Here is a 24,932-nt window from a genome sequence, read left to right as displayed (position 1 = left end):
CCGGGAGGACACGATGAGTACCAAACTCCACCAACGCAATTACCGCGATGATATGGCACAGGCCATCCAGCAAGAGCAAGCCGGCTCTTTTGCCGATGCCGCACTCTCCTACAAGAAGGCCCAGCACCACGCCGCCAGCGCCAACATGCTGAGCAAGGCCAAGTTCGCCATGGCCCGCCGCATTCGCTGCCTCAAGAGCGCCAATGATCCACAGTGGCGCCAAGTAAATGAGAAGTTCCAGCAACTCCATCAGACTCTGGAGGCTCGCTGATGGCCAGCCGCGGTATCAACAAAGTCATCCTGATCGGCAATCTCGGTCAGGATCCGGAAGTACGCTACATGCCGAGCGGAGGCGCCGTCACCAACATCACCCTAGCCACCTCTGAAACGTGGCGTGACAAGCAGACAGGGGAGCAGAAAGAGCGCACCGAGTGGCACCGCGTAGTGTTCATGGGCATTCTGGCTGAAGTGGCAGGTAAGCACCTGAAGAAAGGCTCCCAGGTCTATGTGGAAGGCAAACTGCAGACCCGCAAATGGCAGGACCAGAGCGGACAGGAGCGCTACACCACCGAGGTGCTTGTCGATAGCTTCACCGGCGTGATGCAGATGCTGGGCGGCAAGCCGCAGGGTACCGGTCAGCAGCAGGCGCCAGCCTCGCAGCCACAGGGAGGATATGGACGACCAGCCCAGCAACCAGCCCAGCACAACCAGAACTACAACGAGCCGCCACCCCAGTTTGACGACGACATCCCGTTCTTTAGATTCGCTGGGCATCCGGCTCTGATGAACTGCATCTGAGGTACAACAGAACAACCGGCGGCTAGCGGTGGCCGCCATTCTCGCCGTGAGGCGTAAAGGAGAGACACATGCACCAGAAGGTCATAGTGATGGAGCGCCCCAACTGGGTTCTGCCTAGGGTTTTGGGGGAGATGTTCGGGTACACTGAGAAGGCTATCAGCGAGAAGCGGAAGAAGGGCCAGCTAATCGAGGGGGTTCACTATAAAATGGCCCCGGATGGGAAGTATGTCTATCACTGGCGGAGATATGAGGATTGGCTGACCGGAACCAAGAACTGACCGACATCATTGCGATCACCCCAGGCGTCGAGCTTCACGGCAAGAGCTTGCGCATTGACTTCCGCTTTCACGGCAAGCGTTGCCGGGAAACGCTCAACATGCCGGCCACCAAAGCCAATATCAAGCATGCCTCCCGAAAGCGGGAGGCCATCTTGCACGAAATCGCCATCGGCGTTTTCGACTATGCCAAGCACTTCCCGGACAGCAAGAATGCCCACCGTTTCGCCGGCACCACAGCCAGCAGGGACATCTCGCTTGGCGACCTGGTTGAGCACTACCTGAAGATTAAGGATGTGGACATCGGCGACAACGCTAGGGGGCGATATCGCTCCATTCTTGGGATGATGGCTTCAGACCTTGACCACACCAGAATCGTCAGCACCTTCCGAACTGAAGACCTGCAGCAATGGCGCCGCTTCCTGATGACTGAGCCGCGGGGAAGAACAAACAAGCCTCTGGCCCCAAGATCGGTCAACTACTACATGATGGTAGCGGCCGGGCTGTTCAACTTTGCAAAGCAGAATGGCTACACCCACCAAGACCTCTCATCGGTTCTCACCAAGGTAGAGGTGATCCGGGACAAACCAGACCCGTTTGATCAAGAGGAGTTCCGGCGCCTGCAAGAGGCGGCAAGGCACGATATGGACGCAATGTGGATTCAGCTGGCTTGCTGGACAGGCATGCGGACAGGTGAGCTCTGCTCGCTGGCCTGGGAGGATGTTGACCTTGAGCGCGGGGAATTGCAGATCCGCCGCAACATAACCCAAGCCCGCAACTTCAAGGTACCGAAAACAGGCCATGAGCGCACCATCGTACTCCTGCCACCGGCAATAGAAGCTCTCCGCCGATTGCGGCCAATGACAGCCATGCGCCAGACCCACTACATCAAAAAGACGCTGCGAGACCGCCGGCAGGTAGATGAGAAGGTCACGTTCGTGTTCAGCCCTGATGTTACCAGCAAGACCCCTGGGCTCAGTATCTGCTACACGGCATTCACTTTGGGCGACAAATGGGACAGGTTGATAAAGAGGGCTGGCATTCGCCGCCGAACCCAATACCATATGCGCCATACATTTGCTTGCTGGATGCTGACCGCGGGCGCCAACCCGGAGTGGGTGGCGTCATACCTGGGGCATGAGGACAGCACCATGGTGCGAACAGTCTATGGCAAATGGATCCCCGAGCAAGACCGCGACGAAGCGGACAGGGTTTGGGGCAGACTTGGGGCCAGCTTTTCTGATTTGGCCCCAATACGGCCCCAAGAATTTATTGCATCACGATAACAACCTGTAAATTAAAGAGAATTAGCCAATGGCTCAATTTATTTACACCATGAACCGGGTCGGCAAGGTCGTGCCGCCCAAGCGTCATATTCTCAAGAACATCTCCTTGAGCTTCTTCCCGGGCGCCAAGATCGGCGTTTTGGGTTTGAACGGCGCCGGTAAATCGACCCTGCTGCGCATCATGGCGGGCATCGATACCGATATTGAAGGGGAAGCCCGCCCGCAACCCGGCATCAAGATCGGCTACCTGCCCCAGGAGCCGAAGCTGGATCCGGAGCAGACCGTACGCGAAGCGGTCGAAGAGGCCGTTGGCGAGGTGAAGCGCGCCATGGCCCGTCTCGACGAAGTCTATGCGGCCTACGCCGACCCGGATGCCGACTTTGACAAACTGGCCCGCGAACAGGGCGAGCTGGAAGCCATCATTCAGGCTCAGGGTGGCCACAACATGGAAAACCAGCTGGAGCGTGCGGCCGATGCCCTGCGCCTGCCAGCCTGGGATGCCCAGATCAAACACCTCTCAGGTGGTGAGCGTCGCCGTGTGGCACTGTGCCGTCTGCTGCTGGAAAAGCCGGACATGCTGCTGCTGGACGAACCGACCAACCACCTGGATGCGGAATCCGTGGCCTGGCTGGAGCGCTTCCTGCACGACTACGAAGGCACTGTGGTCGCCATCACCCACGACCGCTACTTCCTCGACAACGTGGCTGGCTGGATCCTGGAGCTGGACCGCGGCGAAGGTATCCCGTGGGAAGGCAACTACTCCTCCTGGCTGGAGCAGAAGGATGCCCGTCTGGCGCAGGAAGCAAGTTCCGAAGCGGCCCGTCGCAAGTCCATCGAGAAAGAGCTGGAGTGGGTTCGTCAAAACCCGAAAGGCCGTCAGGCCAAGTCCAAGGCCCGTATGGCTCGCTTCGAAGAGCTCAACACCAACGACTACCAGAAGCGCAACGAGACCAACGAGCTGTTCATTCCGCCCGGACCGCGCCTCGGCGACAAGGTGGTGGAAGTGGCCAACCTGCGCAAATCCTACGGTGATCGGGTGCTGATCGACGATCTGTCGTTTGCCATTCCGAAGGGGGCCATCGTCGGCATCATCGGTCCGAACGGTGCCGGTAAGTCGACCCTGTTCCGCATGATGTCGGGTCAGGAGCAGCCGGATTCCGGCGCCATCACCCTGGGTGACACAGTAGTGCTGGCTTCTGTCGATCAGTTCCGCGACAGCATGGATGACAAGAAGACGGTCTTCGAAGAGGTCGCTGACGGTCAGGATATCCTGCGCATCGGCAACTACGAGTTCCCGAGCCGTGCCTATATCGGCCGCTTCAACTTCAAGGGTTCCGACCAGCAGAAGCGGGTTGGCGAACTCTCAGGTGGTGAACGTGGTCGTCTGCACCTGGCCAAGCTGCTGCAGACCGGCGGCAACGTGCTGCTGCTGGATGAACCGACCAACGATCTGGATATCGAAACCCTGCGCGCCCTCGAGAACGCCCTGCTGGAGTTCCCGGGTTGTGCCATGGTCATCTCCCACGACCGCTGGTTCCTAGACCGTATCGCCACTCACATCCTGGATTATCAGGACGAGGGCAAGATCGAGTTCTTCGAAGGTAACTTTACCGAATACGAAGAGTGGAAGAAGAAGACCTACGGCGCCGAGGCGATCCAGCCCCATCGCGCCAAGTACAAGCGCATCACCAAATAAGGCTGACTGCGTGTTGAGGGGAGCTTCGGCTCCCCTTTCTATTTCCTTTTAGCTTACAATCCAAGACGGATGCCTTTGCATGGATGTAGCACGATGACGACCCCCATAGAGAAAAAACTCACCATCCAGATCCGGGTTGAACCGGGTTGCCTCGGACCGGATGGCAAGGCGCACATAGAGACCTTCTGTGCCGCTGCCGCCAAGATCTTCGCCGCTATCTACCCTGATCTCGTGAGCTGGGTGCTGATCCCCCGCTACGACAAGCAGCTGCCGGAGCAGGAGTTCTTTATCGAGGGGCGCAAGCTGACCGAAGAGCAGGCCAGTCTCTTTCTGCGCCGCTTCGGCCGCGAGCTGGGTGAGGTTCAAGACCGACTCGACTCCGTGCTGGCCCAACTGGTCGAGCGCTACTTCAAGACCCTTTAAGCCCCCTTTTCCGATAAAAGGTTCTCTGCTGAGAACCTTTTTTCATGCTCAAAAAGCAAACGTTTGAATTTTTGCACTATTCATTGATCTGCTTCGCAGATCCAGGGTTTGTAAACGGCGCCGCCTGTGTAAAAATGTGCGCGCTGTCACGGTATCAGGACGAGTCTGGTTACTTAACCGCCAGAAACAGGGCAATTTACCCCGCATGGATGGGATAGCCCGTTCCCCTGCTGCTTATTTCACGTCACCTATTGGAATCCAACATGAATCAACAACACCAAGCTGCCAATCAGGCCGCCGGGCAAGGATTGCTTGAGCGCCTGTTTGCCCTGCAAGGCCATGGCACTACCGCCCGCACCGAAGTGATCGCCGGCATCACCACCTTCCTGACCATGGTCTACATCGTGTTCGTCAACCCGCAGATCCTCTCTGCGGCGGGCATGGACACCCAGGCCGTGTTCGTCACCACCTGCCTGATCGCCGGTATCGGCAGCATCCTGATGGGCCTGTTGGCCAACCTGCCGATCGCGCTGGCTCCCGCCATGGGCCTCAACGCCTTCTTCGCCTTCGTGGTGGTCGCGGGTATAGGCTACTCTTGGCAAGTGGGCATGGGCACCATCTTCTGGGGCGCCATGGGTCTGTTGATCCTCACCCTGCTGCGGGTGCGTTATTGGCTGATCGGCAACATCCCGCTCACCCTGCGGGTTGGCATCACCGCCGGTATCGGTCTGCTGATCGCCCTGCTCGGCCTGCACAACGCCGGTATCGTGGTCGCCAGCCCCGCCACCATGGTGACCGTGGGCAACCTCACCTCCCTGCCCTGCCTGCTGGGTCTGCTCGGTTTCTTCCTGATCTGCATCTTCTCTGCCCGTGGCGTTCACTCCGCCGTGCTGATCGCCATCGTGGTCACCACCACCCTCGGCTGGCTGTTTGGTGATGTCACCTTCAAGGGCTTTGTCTCCATGCCCCCCAGCATCGAACCGGTATTCGGTCAGCTGGATCTGATGGGTTCGCTCGACATCAGCCTGGCCGGGATCATCTTCTCCTTTATGCTGGTCAACCTGTTCGACTCCTCCGGCACCCTGATTGGCGTCACCAACCGCGCCAAGCTGGCCGATGATCGCGGCCACTTCCCGCGCATGAAGCAAGCGCTGATGGTCGATAGCGTCAGCTCCGTCGGCGGCGCTTTCATGGGCACCTCCTCGGTCACCGCCTTTATCGAGAGCAGCTCCGGCGTCGCCGTCGGCGGCCGCACCGGTCTGACCGCCATCATCGCGGGCATCCTGTTCCTGCTGGCCATCTTCTTCTCCCCGGTTGCCGCCATGGTGCCAGCCTATGCCGCTGCTGGCGCTCTTATCTATGTGGGCGTACTGATGTGCTCCGAGCTGACCCGGGTCAAGTGGGAAGATCTGACCGAAGCGGTACCGGCCTTCATGACCGCGGTGATGATGCCGTTCAGCTTCTCCATCACCGAGGGGATCGCCGTCGGCTTTATCTCCTACTGCGTGATGAAAGCAGGCACCGGCCGCTGGCGCGAGATCAACCCCTGCGTGCTGGTGGTCGCCCTGCTGTTTGTGCTCAAGTTCGTCTGGGTCGACAGCCACTAAGGGGCACTCTGCCCCAATAAAAATGGCTATGTCCCAATTACGTGTTGAAAGGCTAATCTTGACGTAGGCCATCACCTTGAGGTCTACCATCATGGATACCCCAGCCTTTCAACACCTGTTGTCCCTCTTTCCCCAGTTAACCCTGCGCCAGCGCCGTGTTGCTCAGCAGGAACTCACTGCACCCCACACCATTACCTCACTCAATACTCAGTTACCGGCATGCAGTGGCTGCCCACATTGTCAGGCCGATGTTACCCAGCTGGCGCCTTGGGGATGGAGTCGGGGACTGCGCCGCTACCGTTGCAAACAATGTCTGCGCACCAGCTCCATCCTCACCAAGACGCCTCTGGCCCGGTTGCGTAAAGCACAGTGCTGGGAAGACTACGCGCAAGCCCTCATCGAAGGGCTGACCGTCCGCCAGGCAGCGCGGCGCTGTGGGGTCAGCAAAAACACCGCCTTCCTCTGGCGTCACCGCTTCTTGCGTGCCATGGCAGGCCATCAAGCCACACAGGAAGAGGGCATCGTTGAGGTAGACGAGACCTTCTTCCTTGAATCGTTCAAGGGGCAACGGGGGCTGCCGCGTCCGGCACGTCATCGCGGTGGTAAAGGTCGAACTCGTGGAACCAGGTCGGATTACATCCCTGTGATGGTGGTGCAAGACAGGGCAGGCCACCATGCGGATTTTCAGCTGGAGAAGATAAATGCCGAGGCGGTCATCGCGGTCTTGACGCCGCTGGTGTCACCGGATGCGGTGCTGTGTAGCGATGGTGCGGGTGTGTATGCCAGTTTTAGCCAAGCGCAGGGCGTTACCCATCAGGTAGTGCGCAATCGCCAGGGCGAACGGGTGGTCGGTGCGTATCACATCCAGCACGTGAACGGGTATCACCATCGGTTGAAAGAGTGGATGGAGCGGTTCCATGGTGTGGCGACGCACTACCTGATGAATTATTTGGGTTGGCGCAGGATGCTGGATCGTTACGGGAGGGGCGTAAATATCAAAGCGTGTTTGCATGAGGCGCTGGGGCACCCCATGCAGCACGTAATTGGGACATAGCCATAAAAATACCAGTCAGCTGACTGGCATTTTTTTATCCCAAAATATTCTCGGCCTGTGCGCTGGCCATAAAAAAATCCGAAACCAGTGGTTTCGGATTTTTTCTATTCAGCATGTGGCAGAGTTGGGTTATTCCCTCGCCTGCCACCTTGGCAGAACTTACTCGGCAGCCATGCGGGCTTCGATGTAAGCCAGTGCGCGGTCGATACGAGCCAGTACGCGCTCTTTACCCACCAGCGCCATCACGGCGTCGATACCGGGAGACTGACCGAGACCGGTCACGGCCACGCGCAGCGGCATGCCGACCTTGCCCATGCCCTGACCCAGCTCGGCAGCAGTGGCTTCAATCAGCTCGTGCAACGCTTCGGTGGTCCAGCTATCCAGTGCAGCCAGTTTGGCCTTGGCCAGGGTCAACGGCTCGGCAGCGACGCCGCGCAGATGCTTCTTGGCTGCCGCTTCGTCGATCGCTTCGTACTCTTCGAACAGATAGCGGCTCTGAGCGGCCATCTCGACCAGGGTGTTGCAGCGCTCGGCCAGCAGGGTCACAACCTCTGGCAGCGACGGGCCCTTGCTGGTGTCGATCTGCTGGTTTTCCATGTGCCAGGCCAGATGCTTGGCCACATAGACCGGATCCAGGCTGCGCATGTAGTGGTTGTTCAGCCACAGCAGCTTGTCGGTGTTGAAGGCAGAAGCAGACTTGGAGATGGCATCCAGGCTGAACAGCTTGATCATCTCATCAAGAGTGAAGATCTCCTGATCGCCGTGGGACCAGCCCAGACGCACCAGATAGTTCAGCAGCGCTTCCGGCAGGTAGCCGTCATCGCGGTACTGCATCACGGAGACTGCACCGTGGCGCTTGGAGAGCTTGGCGCCGTCGTCACCCAGGATCATGGAAACGTGGGCAAACTCCGGTACCGGCGCGTTCAGCGCCTTGTAGATGTTGATCTGGCGCGGGGTGTTGTTGATGTGGTCTTCGCCACGCACCACGTGGGTGATCTCCATATCCCAGTCATCGACCACCACGCAGAAGTTGTAGGTCGGCGCGCCATCGGTACGGCGAATGATCAGATCGTCGAGCTCGGTGTTGGCGAACTCGATGCGGCCACGAACGTGGTCATCGAACACCACGGAACCTTCGGTCGGGTTGCGGAAACGAATCACGTGCGGCGCATCGGCCGGGTGATCGTGGGCGTGATCGCGGCACTTGCCGTCATAACGGGGCTTCTCGCCGTTGGCCATCTGGCCTTCGCGCAGCGCTTCCAGACGCTCCTTGGAGCAGTAGCACTTGTAGGCGCGGCCATCGGCCAGCATCTCGTCGATGATGCCGTTGTAGCGATCGAAGCGCTTGGTCTGGTAGTAGGGGCCCTCATCCCAGTTCAGCTCCAGCCATTCCATGCCCTCAATGATGGCGTCGATCGCCTCCTGAGTGGAACGTTCCAGGTCGGTATCCTCAATACGCAGCACGAACTCACCGCCCTGGTTCTTTGCAAACAACCAGGAATAGAGCGCGGTACGGGCACCGCCGACATGCAAAAAGCCGGTCGGGCTGGGAGCAAAACGGGTTTTGACTTTCATCTTTAAGCCTTGTGTAGAGGGCCTTGGGCCAATTCGTTAGAAAAAACCGTCGCATTTTAGCACCGACCATCGCGGATGGGAAAACCATGACGCCATTGCGGGCTAAAGTAGGGGATTAAATCTGTCACCATTTTCATCTGTAGCCCGATATTTGAAGAGGATCGCAAAACAGAAGCCCTGTTTCCGATTTGCTATGCACAATGCTGGAGAGCTGCCTCCTCCGGTCGATACTCAGATAACGCTCACCACACTTCTCACGCACAAGGAAGAGACGATGCAGTTCCGTTCTATCCAGAATCGCATTCTAGTGATGGCCGGGATCGCCATGACCGCAGCCCTGGTCATCCTGATCCTGCTCAACCAATACTCCGGCCAACAAACCCAACAACTGACCATCAGCTCCAGCCGTGAAGCGCTGCAGCAGGAGGCATGGCAGAAGGTCAGCGCCAACGCCCGCGCCGAGGCGGCCACCATCACCCAGTTGCTGCAAAAGGGGCTCTCCTACACCCAGCAGATGGCGAGCGCCCTCGCCCTGCAACAGCAAGGCAAACTGCCGCTGGATCGCCAGCAGGCGACCGACCTGCTCAAGGCGCAACTGGCGCTGGAGCCGCAACTCTATGGCGCCTTCGCTGGCTTCGAGCCCAACGGTTTCGACGGTCAGGATGCCAGCTTCGCCGGCCAGACGGCGCTGGGCAGTGACGACAAGGGGCGCTTCGTGCCCTACTTCTATCGCGACAAGGATCAAATTGGCACCGATCTGCTGCTCTCCATCGAAAAAACCGACCCGGACGAATTCGGCAATCCCGCCAACGACTACTACGCCTGCCCGAAACGGGAAGGTCGCTCCTGCCTGATCGATCCCTTCAAGGTAGACATCAACGGCCAGCAGGTGCTAGTCAGCACTATCACCACCCCCATTCTCGTGGACGGTCAGTTCAAGGGGGTCGCTGCGCTGGATCTGGCGGTGGACTCCATCAGCCGTCAGGCCAAGAGCCTCAACAGCAACATTTATGATGGCCAGGGAGAAACCCTGATCGTCAGCGCTGCTGGCGTCATTACCGGCACCAGCGGTGATGCCAGCCTGCTTGGCAGCCGCGCCGACAAATTGCTCGGCAATCAGTGGCAGCAGTACCTGAAACCGGAAGTGCAGCGTCAGGAGCTGGACGAATCATTCCGTATTTCAGTCCCCATCATGGTGCCGGGGATGAGCCGCAACTGGGCCATCATCGTCACCCTGCCCTACAAGGTGGTGCTGGCCGGGGCCGATCAGCTGGAGAGCCAACTCAACGAGATGAACCGGGCCGCCGTGACCCAACAGCTGGTCGGAGCCTTTATTGTGCTGGTGCTGGCGCTGGCGACCATGCTGGTGATTGCCCGCAGCATCACCGGCCCTATCCGTCAGATGGTCAGCCTGGTGGATGACATCGCCGATGGCGAGGGGGATCTCACCAAGCGCCTCGCGACCCGCTCGGTGGATGAGCTGGGGGATCTTGCCAAGGGGATCAACCGCTTTATCGACAAGCTGCAAGGGCTGCTCGGGGATGTGCTGAAAACGGCCAGCGAGGTGAACCGCCACGCCTGCGACACCGATCGCATCGCCGGTCAGACCGACACCAACCTGCAACATCATCAGGCGGAGATGGAGCAGATGCTGACCGCGGTACAGGAGATGTCCTATGTCAGTCAGGAGGTCGCAACCCACGCCAACAACACCGCCGACTCGGCCAAACAGGCGCAAGGCGCGGCGGATCAGGGCAAGGAGCGCTTCCAGCAGGTGATCCAGTCGATGCACAAGGTGGCGGCAGAAGCCGGTAAAGGGGCCGAAGTGGTCGAAGGGCTGGCTCACGACAGCGCCCAGATCACCAGCATTCTCACCGTCATTCAGGGGATTGCCGATCAGACCAACCTGCTCGCCCTCAACGCCGCCATCGAGGCGGCACGGGCAGGCGAACAGGGACGCGGCTTTGCGGTGGTCGCCGACGAGGTGCGCAAACTGGCGGGCAATACCCAGCAAGCGGTGCAGAACACTCAGGAGTTGATCGAGAAGATCCGCCAGAGTTCCAGCAATGCGGTCAACGCCATCACCCAGAGCCAGCAACTGACCCATCAGGCGGTGAGCGAAGCGGATCTGGCGGAAGAGGCGCTAGGCAGCATCTACAAGGCCATCTCGACCATCAACGACATGACCTATCAGATCGCCTCCGCCGCCGAGGAGCAGAGCTCGGTTTCCGAGACAGTCTCCGGCAACCTGTCAAAAACCAACGCACTGGCCAACGACATTGCTCAGGATGCGACCGAAACGGCCAAAGCCAGTCAGGCATTGCGTCAGGCGGCCGACAAATTGCAGCAATTATTGGGTCAATTTCGTCTCAGCTGATAATTTTCCGCATCAGGACTCTCCCCCTCGGGGGCGAGTCCGTTTACCATAGGCAACGAATTTGCCTGATGGCAGGCAATGTAGTGAGAGGTAAATGCCGTGCCCACCCCGGACCGTCGCCCACGAGGCCATAACAGACGAGCCCAGCAGCGTCGCCAAGACGAATCACAAGGATCCCTGCTCCATCGCATCAATGCCGCGACCCTGTCCCTGCGCCAACGTTTTGGCCAAGGGATGAGCAACCTTGGCCAACGCCGCCAGGATGCCAAAGCAGGCAAATTCAAGCTGTCCAGCCCGCTGCCCCGCAAAAACACCATAGGTCTGCTGATCCTGGTCCCGCTCTGGCTGCTGGTGTTGGCCTGGGAGCCGGCACCGTCCGCCCCCAAAGCCGCCCCTTCCGGCTCGCTGGAAGTGCCGCTGGCCGTGCCTGCTCAGGCCCTCACCGTCGGTAACGGCGCGACAGGCAGTGCGCCTGCGGCAGCCAAACCGGTCGAAGAGAAGGTCAACGGCACCTGGCTGCAACACGATGTGCAGGCTGGTGAGACCCTCTACTCCATCTGGCGCAAATTCGAGTTGCCGGGTGCCGAGCTGAGCCGCCTGATCGCCATCGAGGGGCCGGATCGCCCCCTGACCCGCCTGCAATCGGGTCGCTCGGTCTTTATTCTGGTGGACGACACCCGCCGCATCCAGCGGGTGGAGATCCGCTCCTACGGTCAGGCGGTCTACCGCTACGACCGGCAGGGTGAAGGGTTCGCCCTCAAGGAATAACAACACGGGAGGCGCTGGCCTCCCGTTTTTTTCGGTCAAATCTCTTCAAATAAGCTACTGACTTCACAATATTTTTAGCTTGTTCAAAAAACGAAAGGGGTCAAATTGACAAGGATCGGCGCTAACGTACAATCGTTTGTGCTTTAGACAGGGATTGTTCTACGTGCTACTGGGACAAATAGACGTGGTCAGTCATGAGCCAACCCCTGCTTGCAAGGCAAATGCAGCCCAGCACGGGCTTAGTTTCATTTTGTTATTGATAGGATTTAGCACATGTCTGACATTCGCACCGGCCAGGTAAAATGGTTCAACGAAACCAAGGGTTTTGGCTTTATTGAGCAATCTCAGGGTCCGGACGTTTTCGTTCACTTCTCCTCCATCCAGAGCACCGGTTTCAAAACCCTGGCTGAAGGTCAAAAAGTCCAGTTCACTGTGACCCAGGGCCAAAAAGGCCCCCAGGCTGAGAACGTTACTCTGGTCTAAGCCCGCGCCAGTGAATCATGCAGGAGGAGCCAAGGCCCCTCCTCTTTTTTTGCCCGAAATTTACCCTCTCCGGTCACCACCGCTTGTCTCGCTCAGCCCACAGAGTAAGCCCCTCGCATGCCCTTCCTGTTGACAGAAGAAGGCAGAGACGCGCGGAGTAAACGCCAGATACGACAAAGCATCGCAGCGCGATGTGATGGGCAATTTCGAATATGGATTGGTGTACTTCGAGGAGAGAGATTTTGAGCGGGAAACGAGACTCGAACTCGCAACCCCAGCCTTGGCAAGCACGGATCATGCTCTACCAACTGAATGTGGCCGTGATTGTATGGAGAAACTGGATTCTTGAGCTTGGGGGGAAAAGAGATTGAATTCGAAGAGAGATTGGAGCGGGAAACGAGACTCGAACTCGCGACCCCGACCTTGGCAAGGTCGTGCTCTACCAACTGAGCTATTCCCGCAACTACCTTAAAACATGCCGTACAGCATTTGGTTGCTTGCGCTACTGTACGGGAGCCGAATTATAAGAGCAGACATTCCAATTGCAAGGGCTTTTTTGTCTGGTTGCGCGCGTTCGCTCAAAAGCTGGCCGAACTGTCGATTTTAGCAACCAAACCGGGGCAACTCCTTGCCAGTGACTCAGATCTTGAAGACGTGGCTGCGATAGAAGCGCAGTTCGGCGATCGATTCGCGGATGTCATCCAGCGCCTGATGGGTGCCGCTCTTGGTGAACTGATCCAGCAATTCCGGCTGCCAGCGACGGACCAGCTCCTTGATGGTGCTGACATCGACGTTGCGATAGTGGAAGAAGGCTTCCAGTTCGGCCATGTGCTTGACCATGAAGCGGCGATCCTGACCGATGCTGTTGCCACACAGCGGGCTGGTGCGCTCCGGCACCCACTGGCGGATAAAGTCGAGGGTCTCGGCAATGGCTTTCGCCTCGTCGTGCTGGCTCGCCTTGACCCGGGCCACCAGACCGCTCTTGGTGTGGGTGTTGACGTTCCAGTCGTCCATCTTGGCAAGCTCTTCATCACTCTGATGAATGGCGATGACCGGCCCTTCGGCCAGTACGTTCAGATCCTTGTCGGTGACGATGGTGGCGATCTCCAGTACCACGTTCTGTTCGGGGTCCAGACCCGTCATCTCCATGTCGATCCATACCAAGTTCTGCGCGCTGACTGTCATGATTGCTCTCTCTATTGGGAGGAATGGCGGAATTTTGCCAATTTGCATGTATCATACTGGCTTTGGATCTGTTCATAAACTGGCGAATCGAGTGGCAAAGAAAGCAAAACTCAATCTGGGTCAACAAAGGCGCGTCCAGGCCAACCGCGAACGGCGGCTGCAAAAAGATCACTCCACTGTGGTGGATGACACCCTGTTTGGCCCGGCCATCGAAGGGGTGGTGATCAGCCGTTTTGGTCAGCACGCAGACGTGGAAGCGGTCGATGGCACCATCCACCGCAGCAACCTGCGTCGCAGCAGCATCAGCAGTCTGGTGTGCGGCGACAAGGTGGTGTGGCGTCCCGGCCTCAATGCCGCGACAGCGGGCGTCATCGAGGCGGTGCATCCGCGCCACTCGGTACTGACCCGGCCGGACTTCTACGACGGGGTCAAACCCATCGCCGCCAATATCGACCAGATCATCATCGTCTCGGCGGTGATGCCCGAGTTCTCCACCAACATCGTCGACCGCTATCTGGTTGCCGCCGAGGATGTGGAGATCCAGCCGCTCATCGTGCTGAACAAGGTCGATATGCTGGATGACGCGGCGCGCAAGCGCATCGAGCGCCAGCTCGAACCCTATCGCAAGCTTGGCTACAAGGTGATCCTGGTGAGCTGCGAGAGCGGCGAAGGGCTCGACGAGCTCAAGGCCCAGTTCGAAGGCAAGATCAGCATCTTCGTCGGCCAGTCAGGGGTGGGCAAGTCATCCCTGACCAACGCCCTGATGCCGGGTCTGGATGTGCTGACCGGCGAGATCTCCGAAAACTCGGGACTCGGCACGCACACCACCACCACAGCGCGACTCTACCACTTCCCGAGCGGCGGCGATCTGATCGACTCCCCCGGGATCCGCGAGTTCGCCCTCTGGCATCTGGAAGCCGATCGCATCACCTGGTGCTTTATCGAGTTCCGCGACTATCTGGGTGGCTGCAAGTTCCGCGACTGCACCCACAAGGACGATCCCGGCTGTGCCCTGCGGGCGGCAGTCGACAGTGGCGCCATCAGCGCCGATCGCTTCCACAACTATCACCGCATCCTGGAAACCATGCAGGAAGCCCGTCACGGTCGCCAACAGGCGCGCCTGTGACCCTAATAAACCTACGTTGATGATGAACATGAGCATTACTGACAACCTGAAAATTGCCGGTCAATACTGTCTGCCCAAGCACGCCCTCTCCCGTCTGATCGGCAAGTTTGCCGCGGCCGAAGCGGGCAACCTCACCACCAAAGTGATCGAAGCCTTTATCAAGCAGTATCAGGTCGACATGAGCGAGGCGCTGCATGAGAGTCCGGCCCACTACAAGAGCTTCAACGCCTTCTTCACCCGTGAGCTCAAGCCCGGCATCCGCCCGGTGGTTGACGATGCCATGACTCTGGCACTGCCGGTAGATGGCACCGTCAGCCAGCTCGGCCCCATCCAGCAGGGCCGCATCATTCAGGCCAAGGGCCACGACTACAGCGCCCGCGAGCTGCTGGGTGGCTATGAGGATCTGGTTGCGCCGTTCAAGGATGGCGACTTTGCCACCATCTATCTGGCGCCCAAGGATTACCACCGCATCCATATGCCGCTGGACGGCGTGCTGGAGAGCATGGTGTTCGTGCCGGGGGATCTCTTCTCCGTCAACCCGCTCACCGCCGAGAACGTGCCCAACCTGTTTGCCCGCAACGAGCGGGTGGTCGCTACCTTCCGCACCCCGCACGGCCCCATGGCGCTGGTGCTGGTCGGCGCGACTATCGTGGCCAGCATCGAGACCATCTGGGCCGGCAACATTGCTCCGACCAAAGAGAAGAAGGTGGTGCGCTGGGACTACACCGGCGACGAGGCCATTACCCTGCAAAAAGGCGCCGAGATGGGCCTGTTCAAGCTGGGCAGCACCGTGGTCTGCCTGTTTGGCCCGGGCATGCTGGCCGGTTTCGAACCTCACTTGGCCAACGGGGTGACCACCCGCATGGGCCAACCCTTTGCCAAACTGGCGGAGCAGGCATGAGCGCAGAACAGCCGACCCCGGCGCAGAAAAACAACCCGCTGCACGGGCTGACCCTGGAAGCGATCGTCACCGCGCTGATCGAACACTATGGCTGGGAAGAGCTGGGGCAGCAGATCAATATCCGCTGCTTCACCGATAATCCCAGCATCAAGTCCAGCCTGAAGTTCTTGCGCAAGACCCCCTGGGCTCGGGAGAAGGTAGAGAGCCTCTACCTCTACGTCCAGCGCAAGCAAGCCAAATCGAAGAAGGAAGGGCATGATGGCCTTTAAGATTACCTATACCTATAAAAAACAGGCCAAAGAGATCGGCTATGCGAACGACAAGTTCCGCAGCATCTACGACGCCATCGCCGCTGCCGAAGGGCTGGATCTCTCCAGTTTCCACGCCATGGAGGCTCAGCTGGCTCAGGTTTGTCGCCGTGACAAGAAAAGCGTAAAGGATTACCAGGAGAACTACTTCAAAGAGTTGGGATTCTCCAACATCGTCATTGAACGGGACCATCTCGAAGACAAGCAGGAGTAATCATGAGAACCTTGACTCTGCTGGCCGCCTCTCTGCTATTGGCCGCCTGCAGCGCACCGGAGCAACCTATGACAGGCACCATGCCAGGCAGTGATCGCGACAGCCACGGCTGTATCGGCAGTGCCGGTTACCAGTGGTCACCACTGGCTAACCAGTGCGTGCGCCTGTTTGAACAGGGCGTACGACTGAACCCGGCCGATACCAGCCAGACCAGCAGCGCTTTCGTGCTGTTCAACGCTGACCAGACGCAGGCCGAACTGCATCTGCCAAGCGGCGAGCTGCTTGCGCTGACCCGTCAGGGTGCGGAAGGCAACTGGTCCTGGCAGGGTGGCGACTACATCCTCTTCCCCTGGAAGGGTTATGTACTCAAGTCCGGTGACAAGGTGCTCTATCAGGGGGAATAACCCCGAGCGATAGCGCACTGCATGGTATCGACGCGATACCAGTGAAAAAAATGCCGACCATGTGGTCGGCATTTTTGCATGTGAAACAGCCTGTGATCAGGCTCGGCTAAGGTAATCGGCCTGCCCCACCCACTTGTAGCTGGTGAGCTCGGTGAGCCCCATGGGGCCGCGGGCATGCAGCATCTGGGTCGAGACCGCCACCTCGGCCCCCAGACCAAACTGGCCGCCATCGGTGAAGCGGGTCGAGGCGTTGACGTAGACTGCCGCCGAACTGGCGCCATTGACGAAACGCTCGGCGTTGGCCAGATCGTTGGTCAGGATGGCATCGGAATGACCGGCGTTATGCTCGCGCATATGAGCCAGTGCTTCGTTGACATCCGCCACCAGCTTGACCCCCAGGGTCAGCCCCAGCCACTCGGTATCGAAATCCTCTGACCCTGCCTCGCACAGGTTGTCGGCGCCCGCCAGCTGTGCCATGGCATTGGCCGCGCCGACCAGTGTCACCTTGCGTTCATTCATCAGCGCCACCAACTGCGGCAGGAAGGTGGCAGCCACCTTCTCGTGTACCAGCAGGGTATCGAGAGCGTTGCAGGCGGAGGGACGCTGTACCTTGGCATTCTCGATGACCGCCAGGGAGCGTACCAGATCGGCGCTCTCATCGACGAAGATGTGGCTGATGCCAAACCCGCCGATGATGACCGGGATAGAGCTGTTCTCCTTGCACATCTTGTGCAGCCCGGCACCGCCGCGCGGAATGATCATGTCCACATAACGGTCGAGGCGCAGCAACTCGCCGACCAGCGCCCGATCAGGGTTGTCGATGTACTGTACTGCCGCCTGCGGCAAGCCGGAGGCGACCAGCGCATGCTGGATCACCTGCACCAGCTCCAGATTGGAGTGGAAGGTCTCGCGCCCGCCACGCAGTATGCTGGCGTTGCCGGTCTTGAGGCAGAGGCTGGCGATGTCGATGGTGACGTTGGGGCGCGCCTCGTAGATGACGCCGATAACCCCGATGGGCACCCGCCGACGGGAGAGCCGCAGGCCGTTCTCCAGCACCCGGCTATCCATTTCGGCGCCGACCGGATCATCCAGAGTGATCACCTTGCGCACATCCGCCACAATCCCGGCCAGACGAGCCGGATTGAGCAGCAGGCGATCCAGCATGGCTTCTGACAAGCCAGCCTCACGGCCAGCCGCGATATCCTTGTCGTTGGCCGCGAGGATCTGCTCGCTTCGCGCCTCCAGCTCGTCGGCGATGGCGGCCAGCGCCCGATTCTTCTGCGCCGTGCTGATGGTGGCCAGCTGATAGGCGGCTTCACGGGCCGCCTGCCCCATTTTCTCCAGACTCATCTCGGTTCCCTTTTATTCATGCTGTGCCGCCCTGATTAGAGCAGCACCCTATTATCTCGGTGGATAGCCCACAGATCCCGTAGCCATCGTTGGCTCTGGGCTGCTAGCACCGATCCACTCAGAGCAGCACCATATCGTCTCGATGGATGGCTACTGAACCATATCCATAGCCCAGTACCTGCTCAATCTGATCCGAGTGGACGCCGCGCAGCTTCTCCAGCTCCAGATGGTCGTAACGGCAGATGCCGCGGGCCAGTTCAACCCCTTTGGGATCGAGAATGCGCACCACATCGCCCCGGATGAAGTCGCCCCTGACCGCGACGATCCCCTTGGGCAGCAGGCTGGAGCCTTTATCCTTCATGGCGGCGACAGCCCCTTGATCCACCTGCACTTCGCCGTGAGGGGGTGGGCCTGCCAAAATCCAGCTCTTGCGCCCTTCCAGCGGGGACGCCAGCGCGGGGAACAAGGTGCCGATCCGCTCGCCCTTGGCGAGACGACCGATCACCTCCGGCATCTGGCCGGTGGCGATCACCACATTGACGCCAGCACGACGCGCCACATCGGCGGCCTGCAGCTTGGTAGCCATGCCGCCGGTGCCGAGGCCGCTGACACTGTCACCCGCCAGCGAGCGCAGCGTATCGTCGATGGTCTGCACCTCTTCGATCAGCTGGGCATCCGGATTGGTACGCGGATCGGCGGTAAAGAGCCCCTTCTGGTCGGTCAGCAGGATCAGCAGATCCGCATCCGCCAGAATGGCGGCACGAGCGGAGAGGTTGTCGTTGTCGCCCACCTTGATCTCGGCGGTCGCCACTGCGTCGTTTTCGTTGATCACCGGAATAATCCGGTGATCAAGCAGGGTACGCAGGGTGTCGCGGGCATTGAGATAGCGTTCCCGATCTTCCAGATCGGCACGGGTCAGCAGCATCTGGCCGATATGCAGGCCATAGAGGTTGAACAGATCCTGCCATACCCGAATGAGCTGGGTCTGGCCGACCGCAGCCAGCATCTGCTTGTTGGGCAGGGTTGGCGCCAGTGGCGGGTGGCCCAGATGCTCACGCCCGGCGGCGATCGCCCCTGATGTGACGACCACGACCCGATGGCCGTGACGGTGCAAGGCCGCACATTGTCTGACCAGCTCGACCATATGGGCACGATTGAGCTGGGAAGACCCCCCTGTGAGCACGCTGGTGCCCAACTTGACGACTATGGTTCTGTTTTCCATGGGAGCATAAAGGCTAAAAAAGTAAGGAATATCTTTATACCCACGGCCATGGAGCCCTGCAAGGCAATTAACGCCGGGGTGAGGAGATGCGGGCAAAGGCCCGGAGATTGCGAGCGGAGCGGAAAATGGCTGACTGATGGCCCGGCAAGCAGCGTGACGCGGTTCGCCGGGCATCAGGGATCAGGCGGCGGTGACGCTCAACTCGTTGGTGACCTGCTCGGCAGGCACCAGCTGGCACTCCAGTGCCGTCAGTTTGTCGCTGATCAGCTTGTAGAAACGGTTGAGGGTTCGCTCCACCTCGACCTGGTGCTTCTTGGGGATCGGCTTGTCCAGCCACTCACCGTCAGCATTGTAGAAACCGAGCTGATAGTGATAACGGAAATGGTGATCGTCCTGCTCCAGCACCAGCCACCAGCCCCAGAACTCCCGTTTGTCCGGCGCCGGCTTGGCGCTGACGCAGACCGACAGGCAGTCGAAACGATAACGCCCCTCTTCGCAGAGATCTTCGCGCAAATAGGGGCCAATGGCAGCGAACTGCCGCAGCAGTCGCTTGTAGGTCACTTTTTCAGACATGTTAACCTCCCTGTTAAACAAGCCGCGCCACCTCGGGATGGCGTCAGTTTTTTAGCGCAATATCAGGTACACAAATGTTGTTTCAGCCACTCGACGATTTCGTCCAGCGCCTTGTCATACACCTCCAGCAAAGGCTGCTTGTCGAAGACGATAGCCTTGCCATTACGACTGGCCGCCGCCAATGCCCGTACATCCTGCTCGGGACAAATAAAATCTCGCTTGTGTCCAATACTCAATATCGGCACAGAGGTGCGAGTCCCCAGTAATCCTTGCGTTTTCAGTGAAAATACCTGGCACTTGGTGCGCATGGCATCCCACTGCGCCGCATCGGCCCCCAACCGGTTGGCCAGACTGTCCCGCATCATGCGCGGGCACTTGGCAAACAGCTCCTGATTGGTAAACACCTGATTGACCCCGGCCCCGACACAGACCACGGTACGCAGCTTGAACGGTTCGATAAAGGCCAATCTGGCGGCGACATTCCCCGCCAGACGCATCCCCACCATGGCGATACGCTGATGATCGACCCAGGCCACCTCGGAGAGGTAATGCAGCACCGCCTGATGGAGGCGGCTGGTATCCTGCACCAGCGGCCAATGCTCGGCATAGCCGATGCCCGGCATGTCGAGAGAGAGCATCCCGATGCCATGGGGTTCGAGTCGCTTGAGATAGAAGTTGAGGAAATCGAGCTGCAGTGAGTCGATCCCGCCGCTGATGATCACCAGCGGCACCGGTTTGTCGGTGGTCGGCAGGTGGAGATAGCCCTGAATATTCTTGCCGCGAAACGGCACCTGGATCTCTTTGAGCGGCACCTTGAACAGCCGACCCGCCTCGCGATAGGCCATGTTGCCAAGCAGTTGGGCCTGATCCGCCAGTTCGTCGTCTTTGAGATGGGGATAGCTGGCGATGGAGTAATAGCGAACCGCCTTGAGCAGCTGTTTCAGCGCGCCCGCGGCATCCCCCTGCTCGCGCAGCTCGCGGCCCTGCTTGAAGTAGTTGCCAGCCACCTGGCTCCACTCGTAGATCCAGTTGCCGGGCACATAGCCCTTGATGGTATCGAGATAGCAGTCGTGAGTGCGCTCACCCGTCGCCATGGCGATGCGGGCCAGGGTCTGCTCCACCTCGATCGGATCAGCCCCCTGCCAGGCCCAGGAGGGTCGGCGCAGCAGGCGATACCAGCTCTTTGACATGGAGCCGTCGATAAACATCTCGTCTGACGCGGCCTCCGCCAGATCAGCCGGGCTGGAGTTGGAGATCTCGGATGTTTCCAATACCTTCTTGACGCGGGTAAAGAGCTGTTCGGTCAGGTTTAGGTCGTCGTTCAAGTCCAAGATAGTGTCTCATTCATATCATGCAATGGCCCATCTTAACCACTTTTAGCGCCACTCAGCCACCCCGCAACAGATTGATAGACAAAAAAACAGGGCTCCAAATTGGAGCCCTGTGAAACCATTCTTGCCGCGTGCGGCCAATTGACGCAGTGAACGTCAAATTCCGATCCCGTTACTTTTCGTCGCAGATCGGTGTGGCGAACTCCAGCGCCATATCCCACGGCTGTTCGATCCAGGTATCCTGCGGGATCGCCACTTCGAAATCGTCCAGCAGCGCTTCGCCCATCGGCTTGGCGAAGATCGCGATGAACTTGGCTTTCGGATAGAGCTCGCGGATCGCCTTGGCGGTGGTGCCGGTGTCCACCAGATCTTCCACCACCAGCCAGCCTTCGCCGTCACCGGCGGTGGTGGCGGCCTTCACAACCACCAGCTCGCGCTGGTTGTCGTGGTCATAGCTGGAGATGCAGAGGGTTTCCACATTACGAATGCCAAGTTCACGGGCCATCAGGGCAGCGGGCACCAGACCACCACGGCTGACCGCGATGATACCTTTCCACTGGCTGACAGGCAGCTGACGACGGGCCAGACGACGAGCTTCACGTTGCAGGTTGTCCCACGACACATAGAACTTTTTCGGCATGTTATCGATCTCAAATAGTTATATAAAAACAATCACTTAAAATAATGACACCCGCAGATCTCCCTGCGGATGCCAGCAAATGGCGGCCCTTGCCCGACTGAATTCAGATTGCACTTCGGCTGCCTCAGGGCTGAGCCTCGGCAGCAAATCTGATGACAATGGAAGCAAGATGGGCGTATCCGGCGATCGGTTCGATGATGTGTCCAAACCGCGGACAGGCTGTTGGGCCGATATGATAGCACCGTTTACAGAGAAAATGCCTGGCAAACGTATGCCAAATTCAGGAAAAATCGGCATCACCCTCTCCATTTGGCACATCCAGAGAGCCAAACGGCCAACCTGTCACCGCTGCTAATGACACCAAAATGGGTGTAGCGGCAAATCGCAGATAAAAAAATAGCAGGGGGAGGTTTGACCTCACGCACCTGCTGCTTTCTCGCCTCTGCCCGGTCAGGCAGCTCGTCTTAGCGACGAGTGACGAAGGGGTTAGGGTAGCTGAAACCCTGGGTATACAAAGACGGGGCAAACCAATAGGTTGAGTTGCTGCCTGGCATATTGAAACTCCTGATTGCTTAACAAGTTACGTACCTTTAATGCGGGCTCAAATCCTTGAACGAACACTCGGTTCCATGGAGGCGCACTTGCTTTGCTTCGGTTCCCTGGAGGCTTTCATCGTCATCCTGACGGGTGGCGAACCACGGGAGCTAATTTACCAGTCGGCGCGTTAAATTCAACTTTTTTGTGAGATAGGTCACATAATTTCTTTTCTACCGGCCAGCGTCGTCCAAACCTGACGATCGTACTGCCTGGTTGCCATGGGCCAGCACAAGCTGCCTGCGATTTGCGCTGATTGCTCACATTTTTGTGTGATTGACTGTATTATCGTTACCCTCTTCCCCGGCCCGCTGATGGGGCCCTGTTTATTCCGTGCTGGTAAGGAGTCCCGACGTGGCACAGCTTAGCTCTCTCTCTCCCAAACTGATTTGGCATTTCTTCGAACAGATCTGCTCCATTCCCCACCCTTCCAAGCATGAAGCCAAACTGAGCGCCTGGATCATCCAGTGGGCACAGGAAGAAGGTCTGGCGGTCAAGCAGGACAAGGTCGGCAACATCATCATCAAGAAACCGGCCACCCCGGGGATGGAAAACCGCAAAGCCGTGGTACTGCAAGCACACATCGACATGGTGCCGCAGGCCAACGCCGACACCCAGCACGACTTCGCGACCGATCCCATCGATGCCTATGTCGATGGCGAGTGGGTCACTGCCCGTGGCACCACCCTGGGTGCTGACAACGGCATCGGCATGGCCGGTTGCCTGGCGGTGCTGGCTGACAAGACCATCAAACACGGCCCGCTGGAAGTGCTGCTGACCACCGACGAAGAGACCGGCATGACCGGCGCCTTCGGTCTGGAAGCTGGCTGGCTGGAGGGCGAGATCCTGCTCAACACCGACTCCGAAGAGGATGGCGAGGTCTACATGGGCTGCGCTGGCGGTGTGGATGCCAATATCCGTTTCCCGCTCGAACTGGTTGACGCCAGCGAAGGCGAAGCGCTCGAGCTGGCGGTCAAAGGGCTACGTGGCGGTCACTCAGGTTGCGACATTCATCGCGGTCGTGGCAACGCCAACAAGCTGCTGGTGCGTCTGCTCAAAGCAGCCGAGCCGCTGGGTATTCGTCTGGCCGAGATCCACGGCGGCACCCTGCGCAACGCCATCCCGCGCGAAGCCCGCGCCACCCTGCTGGTGCCCGCCGCTAGCGTGAACGAGTTCAAGGCGCTGGTTGACCGCTATACCGGTATCTACCAGACCGAACTGGCCGCCACCGAGCCGAACCTGACCCTGCTGGTCAACGGCGCCGCCAAACCGGCCAAGCTGATGAGCATCTCCCTGCAGCAGCGCCTGCTGGATGCCCTGCTGGCCTGCCCGAACGGCGTGATGCGCATGAGCGATGCCATGCCCGGCGTGACCGAAACCTCTACCAACCTGGGGGTCATCAAGACTCAGGATGGTGAAGTGTACGTCCAGTGCCTGATCCGCTCCCTGATCGATTCCGGCCGCGAGAGCATCGAGCAGATGACCCGTTCCCTGTTCACCCTGGCGGGTGCCAGCTGCGAATTCACCGGTGCCTATCCGGGTTGGGCGCCGAACGTGGACTCCCCCGTCATGGCGCTGGTGCGGAGCAGCTACCAGACTCTGTTTGGCACCATGCCCAACGTGATGGTGATCCACGCCGGTCTCGAGTGCGGTCTGTTCAAGAGCGCTTATCCGGAGTGGGACATGGTCTCCTTCGGCCCGACCATCCGTGGTGCTCACTCCCCTGACGAGAAAGTTCACATCCCGGCGGTCGAGCGTTTCTGGCAACTGCTGGTGCACGTGCTGGAAGCCATTCCGGCCAAGTAAGCCGGCCCGGATAAAACAACAAAACAAAGCCCCGCACTGCTGCGGGGCTTTTTATTGTCTGCTGTTCAGGTCTATCAGGCTTTGGCGCTTAACGAATGCCGCGTGCCTCGCGGATCCACTCCCAGGCTTGCTGGATCTCCTGGGTCTTCTCCTTGGCCATCTCCATCATCTCAGGCGGCAACCCTTTGGCGGCCAGCTTGTCCGGGTGATGCTTGCTCATCTCCTTGCGGTAGGCGCGCTTGATATCCTGATCGCTGTCGCTCTCGCTCACTCCCAGCAACTGGTAGGCATTCTTGAGGCGATCCGCAGAGGGCGGCTCTTGGCGATACTGCTGGCCACCGGAATGGCCCCCCTGATACTGGCCATGGGCCTGATTGAAGAAGTTCATCTGCGCTTCGGCCATCGCCAGAATGCGGGCCAGCTCGATGCGACTGAACCCCAGCTCGTCGGCGATGGTATGAAGAATGGCACGCTCGCCCTCCTCTACCCGCCCGTCGGCAAAGGCCGCCTGCAACTGCACCTCGAGGAAGAAGCGCAGAATGTCGCGCTGCCCGAGGCTGGCGCGACGAAACTCGGCCAGGGTTTCGCGCAGTGGGAAGTCAGCCTCTTTACCGAGACGGAATGACTCCTGCGCCCGGGCACGCTGTTCGCCCGCCAGCCGCATCCGGTCCATCAGGTTGGAGGCAACCCGGATCTCCTGCTCGGTCACCTGACCACTGGACTTGGCAATGTGGCCCATCACCGAGAAGGTGGCGTGGAAGAAAACGGCTTGCTGCGCCTGACTCGGGCTGCGACGAAACGCCCCCTGCAGCCCCATGCCACGGTCGAAACGGTGGCCAATCCACAGACCAATCAGGGCGCCGATGATATTGCCGAGCAGAAAACCGAAGAAGGCGCCCAGCACCTTACCCCAAATACGCATGGTTCAAGACCTCT

The 24,932-nt window shown here is 59.2% G+C and carries 25 protein-coding genes and 1 tRNA gene; 17 read left to right on the top strand and 9 right to left on the bottom strand.

Annotated features, from left to right (window positions below; translation table 11 throughout):
- Positions 1–13 precede the first annotated feature (13 nt).
- The 8 genes from OKC40_RS03525 (at position 14) to OKC40_RS03490 (ending at position 7,139) form a co-directional block, all read left to right on the top strand.
- Complete coding sequence (locus OKC40_RS03525; RefSeq protein WP_270794093.1) at positions 14–271, top strand: hypothetical protein; 258 nt, start codon at positions 14–16, stop codon at positions 269–271.
- Entirely contained in the window at positions 271–798 is a 528-nt protein-coding gene (gene ssb, locus OKC40_RS03520) for a single-stranded DNA-binding protein (protein ID WP_270794091.1), read from the top strand. Before OKC40_RS03525 ends, ssb begins: the two co-directional genes overlap by 1 nt.
- A gap of 68 nt (positions 799–866) precedes the next feature.
- Positions 867–1,076, top strand: coding sequence for an excisionase family protein (gene xisR, locus OKC40_RS03515; protein WP_215807109.1), 210 nt, complete (start codon positions 867–869; stop codon positions 1,074–1,076).
- Positions 1,052–2,359, top strand: a complete 1,308-nt coding sequence (locus tag OKC40_RS03510; RefSeq protein ID WP_270794089.1) for an Arm DNA-binding domain-containing protein — start codon at positions 1,052–1,054, stop codon at positions 2,357–2,359. Before xisR ends, OKC40_RS03510 begins: the two co-directional genes overlap by 25 nt.
- A gap of 28 nt (positions 2,360–2,387) precedes the next feature.
- On the top strand, positions 2,388–4,055 hold the full coding sequence (ettA, locus tag OKC40_RS03505; protein WP_042059996.1) for an energy-dependent translational throttle protein EttA: 1,668 nt from the start codon (positions 2,388–2,390) through the stop codon (positions 4,053–4,055).
- Between the two features lie 93 nt (positions 4,056–4,148).
- A complete protein-coding gene (locus OKC40_RS03500; RefSeq protein ID WP_042656677.1) occupies positions 4,149–4,478 on the top strand; it encodes a hypothetical protein in 330 nt (109 codons plus the stop codon).
- Positions 4,479–4,741: 263 nt separating this feature from the next.
- Positions 4,742–6,085 (top strand): NCS2 family permease, encoded by a 1,344-nt coding sequence (locus tag OKC40_RS03495; protein ID WP_270794088.1) that lies wholly within the window; start codon positions 4,742–4,744, stop codon positions 6,083–6,085.
- A gap of 91 nt (positions 6,086–6,176) precedes the next feature.
- On the top strand, positions 6,177–7,139 hold the full coding sequence (locus OKC40_RS03490) for an IS1595 family transposase (RefSeq protein WP_270794087.1): 963 nt from the start codon (positions 6,177–6,179) through the stop codon (positions 7,137–7,139).
- Positions 7,140–7,298: 159 nt separating this feature from the next.
- Here OKC40_RS03490 and gltX read toward each other — a convergent pair whose 3' ends face one another.
- A complete protein-coding gene (gltX, locus tag OKC40_RS03485) occupies positions 7,299–8,714 on the bottom strand; it encodes a glutamate--tRNA ligase (RefSeq protein ID WP_270794086.1) in 1,416 nt (471 codons plus the stop codon).
- Positions 8,715–8,988: 274 nt separating this feature from the next.
- Here gltX and OKC40_RS03480 point away from each other — a divergent pair, with 274 nt between their 5' ends.
- The 3 genes from OKC40_RS03480 to OKC40_RS03470 all read left to right on the top strand — a co-directional run bounded on the left by OKC40_RS03480 (position 8,989) and on the right by OKC40_RS03470 (position 12,342).
- Positions 8,989–11,091 carry a methyl-accepting chemotaxis protein gene (locus OKC40_RS03480; protein ID WP_270794085.1) on the top strand — a complete coding sequence of 701 codons (2,103 nt, stop codon included), beginning with the start codon at positions 8,989–8,991 and terminating at the stop codon, positions 11,089–11,091.
- 99 nt (positions 11,092–11,190) lie between these two features.
- Positions 11,191–11,859, top strand: a complete 669-nt coding sequence (locus OKC40_RS03475; protein ID WP_270794084.1) for a LysM-like peptidoglycan-binding domain-containing protein — start codon at positions 11,191–11,193, stop codon at positions 11,857–11,859.
- A gap of 273 nt (positions 11,860–12,132) precedes the next feature.
- On the top strand, positions 12,133–12,342 hold the full coding sequence (locus tag OKC40_RS03470; protein WP_042010507.1) for a cold-shock protein: 210 nt from the start codon (positions 12,133–12,135) through the stop codon (positions 12,340–12,342).
- A 385-nt stretch (positions 12,343–12,727) separates the two neighbouring features.
- Here the strand turns inward: OKC40_RS03470 and OKC40_RS03465 are convergent.
- Both OKC40_RS03465 and orn read right to left on the bottom strand, forming a co-directional pair.
- Positions 12,728–12,803: transfer RNA gene (locus tag OKC40_RS03465), tRNA-Gly, on the bottom strand.
- A 178-nt stretch (positions 12,804–12,981) separates the two neighbouring features.
- Complete coding sequence (gene orn / locus OKC40_RS03460; protein ID WP_042656672.1) at positions 12,982–13,527, bottom strand: oligoribonuclease; 546 nt, start codon at positions 13,525–13,527, stop codon at positions 12,982–12,984.
- A gap of 91 nt (positions 13,528–13,618) precedes the next feature.
- Between orn and rsgA the strand changes: the two genes are divergently transcribed.
- From rsgA to OKC40_RS03435, 5 genes are read left to right on the top strand one after another with little or no spacing between them, the layout of a single operon-like run.
- Complete coding sequence (rsgA, locus tag OKC40_RS03455; RefSeq protein ID WP_042059982.1) at positions 13,619–14,653, top strand: small ribosomal subunit biogenesis GTPase RsgA; 1,035 nt, start codon at positions 13,619–13,621, stop codon at positions 14,651–14,653.
- A 28-nt stretch (positions 14,654–14,681) separates the two neighbouring features.
- Complete coding sequence (asd, locus tag OKC40_RS03450) at positions 14,682–15,554, top strand: archaetidylserine decarboxylase (protein ID WP_058053575.1); 873 nt, start codon at positions 14,682–14,684, stop codon at positions 15,552–15,554.
- A complete protein-coding gene (locus OKC40_RS03445; RefSeq protein WP_270794083.1) occupies positions 15,551–15,823 on the top strand; it encodes a VF530 family protein in 273 nt (90 codons plus the stop codon). Before asd ends, OKC40_RS03445 begins: the two co-directional genes overlap by 4 nt.
- Positions 15,813–16,076 carry a DUF2960 domain-containing protein gene (locus OKC40_RS03440; RefSeq protein WP_042059978.1) on the top strand — a complete coding sequence of 88 codons (264 nt, stop codon included), beginning with the start codon at positions 15,813–15,815 and terminating at the stop codon, positions 16,074–16,076. The genes OKC40_RS03445 and OKC40_RS03440 overlap by 11 nt, the downstream gene beginning before the upstream one ends.
- Before the next feature lie 2 nt (positions 16,077–16,078).
- Positions 16,079–16,480 carry a hypothetical protein gene (locus OKC40_RS03435; RefSeq protein WP_270794082.1) on the top strand — a complete coding sequence of 134 codons (402 nt, stop codon included), beginning with the start codon at positions 16,079–16,081 and terminating at the stop codon, positions 16,478–16,480.
- Positions 16,481–16,576: 96 nt separating this feature from the next.
- Here the strand turns inward: OKC40_RS03435 and OKC40_RS03430 are convergent, their stop codons facing one another.
- The 5 genes from OKC40_RS03430 to gpt form a co-directional block, all read right to left on the bottom strand.
- The gene (locus OKC40_RS03430) at positions 16,577–17,830 is read right to left on the bottom strand and encodes a glutamate-5-semialdehyde dehydrogenase (RefSeq protein WP_270794081.1); all 1,254 of its coding nucleotides are present in this window, start codon (positions 17,828–17,830) and stop codon (positions 16,577–16,579) included.
- A gap of 118 nt (positions 17,831–17,948) precedes the next feature.
- Positions 17,949–19,052, bottom strand: a complete 1,104-nt coding sequence (proB, locus tag OKC40_RS03425; protein ID WP_042656667.1) for a glutamate 5-kinase — start codon at positions 19,050–19,052, stop codon at positions 17,949–17,951.
- Positions 19,053–19,232: 180 nt separating this feature from the next.
- Positions 19,233–19,625 carry a sigma factor-binding protein Crl gene (gene crl, locus OKC40_RS03420; RefSeq protein ID WP_042059969.1) on the bottom strand — a complete coding sequence of 131 codons (393 nt, stop codon included), beginning with the start codon at positions 19,623–19,625 and terminating at the stop codon, positions 19,233–19,235.
- Between the two features lie 62 nt (positions 19,626–19,687).
- A complete protein-coding gene (gene frsA / locus OKC40_RS03415; protein WP_270794080.1) occupies positions 19,688–20,956 on the bottom strand; it encodes an esterase FrsA in 1,269 nt (422 codons plus the stop codon).
- 172 nt (positions 20,957–21,128) lie between these two features.
- A complete protein-coding gene (gene gpt / locus OKC40_RS03410) occupies positions 21,129–21,596 on the bottom strand; it encodes a xanthine phosphoribosyltransferase (protein WP_042656665.1) in 468 nt (155 codons plus the stop codon).
- Positions 21,597–22,544: 948 nt separating this feature from the next.
- Between gpt and OKC40_RS03405 the strand changes: the two genes are divergently transcribed.
- Entirely contained in the window at positions 22,545–23,996 is a 1,452-nt protein-coding gene (locus OKC40_RS03405) for an aminoacyl-histidine dipeptidase (RefSeq protein ID WP_270794079.1), read from the top strand.
- Between the two features lie 88 nt (positions 23,997–24,084).
- On the opposite strand, the gene djlA is transcribed toward OKC40_RS03405, so the two are convergent.
- The gene (djlA, locus tag OKC40_RS03400; RefSeq protein ID WP_270794078.1) at positions 24,085–24,918 is read right to left on the bottom strand and encodes a co-chaperone DjlA; all 834 of its coding nucleotides are present in this window, start codon (positions 24,916–24,918) and stop codon (positions 24,085–24,087) included.
- Between the last annotated feature and the right edge of the window lie 14 nt (positions 24,919–24,932).

The sequence above is a fragment of the Aeromonas sp. QDB11 genome, from assembly GCF_027705265.1.
Taxonomy (GTDB): domain Bacteria; phylum Pseudomonadota; class Gammaproteobacteria; order Enterobacterales; family Aeromonadaceae; genus Aeromonas; species Aeromonas allosaccharophila.
This window is presented reverse-complemented; position numbering and strand designations above follow the sequence as displayed.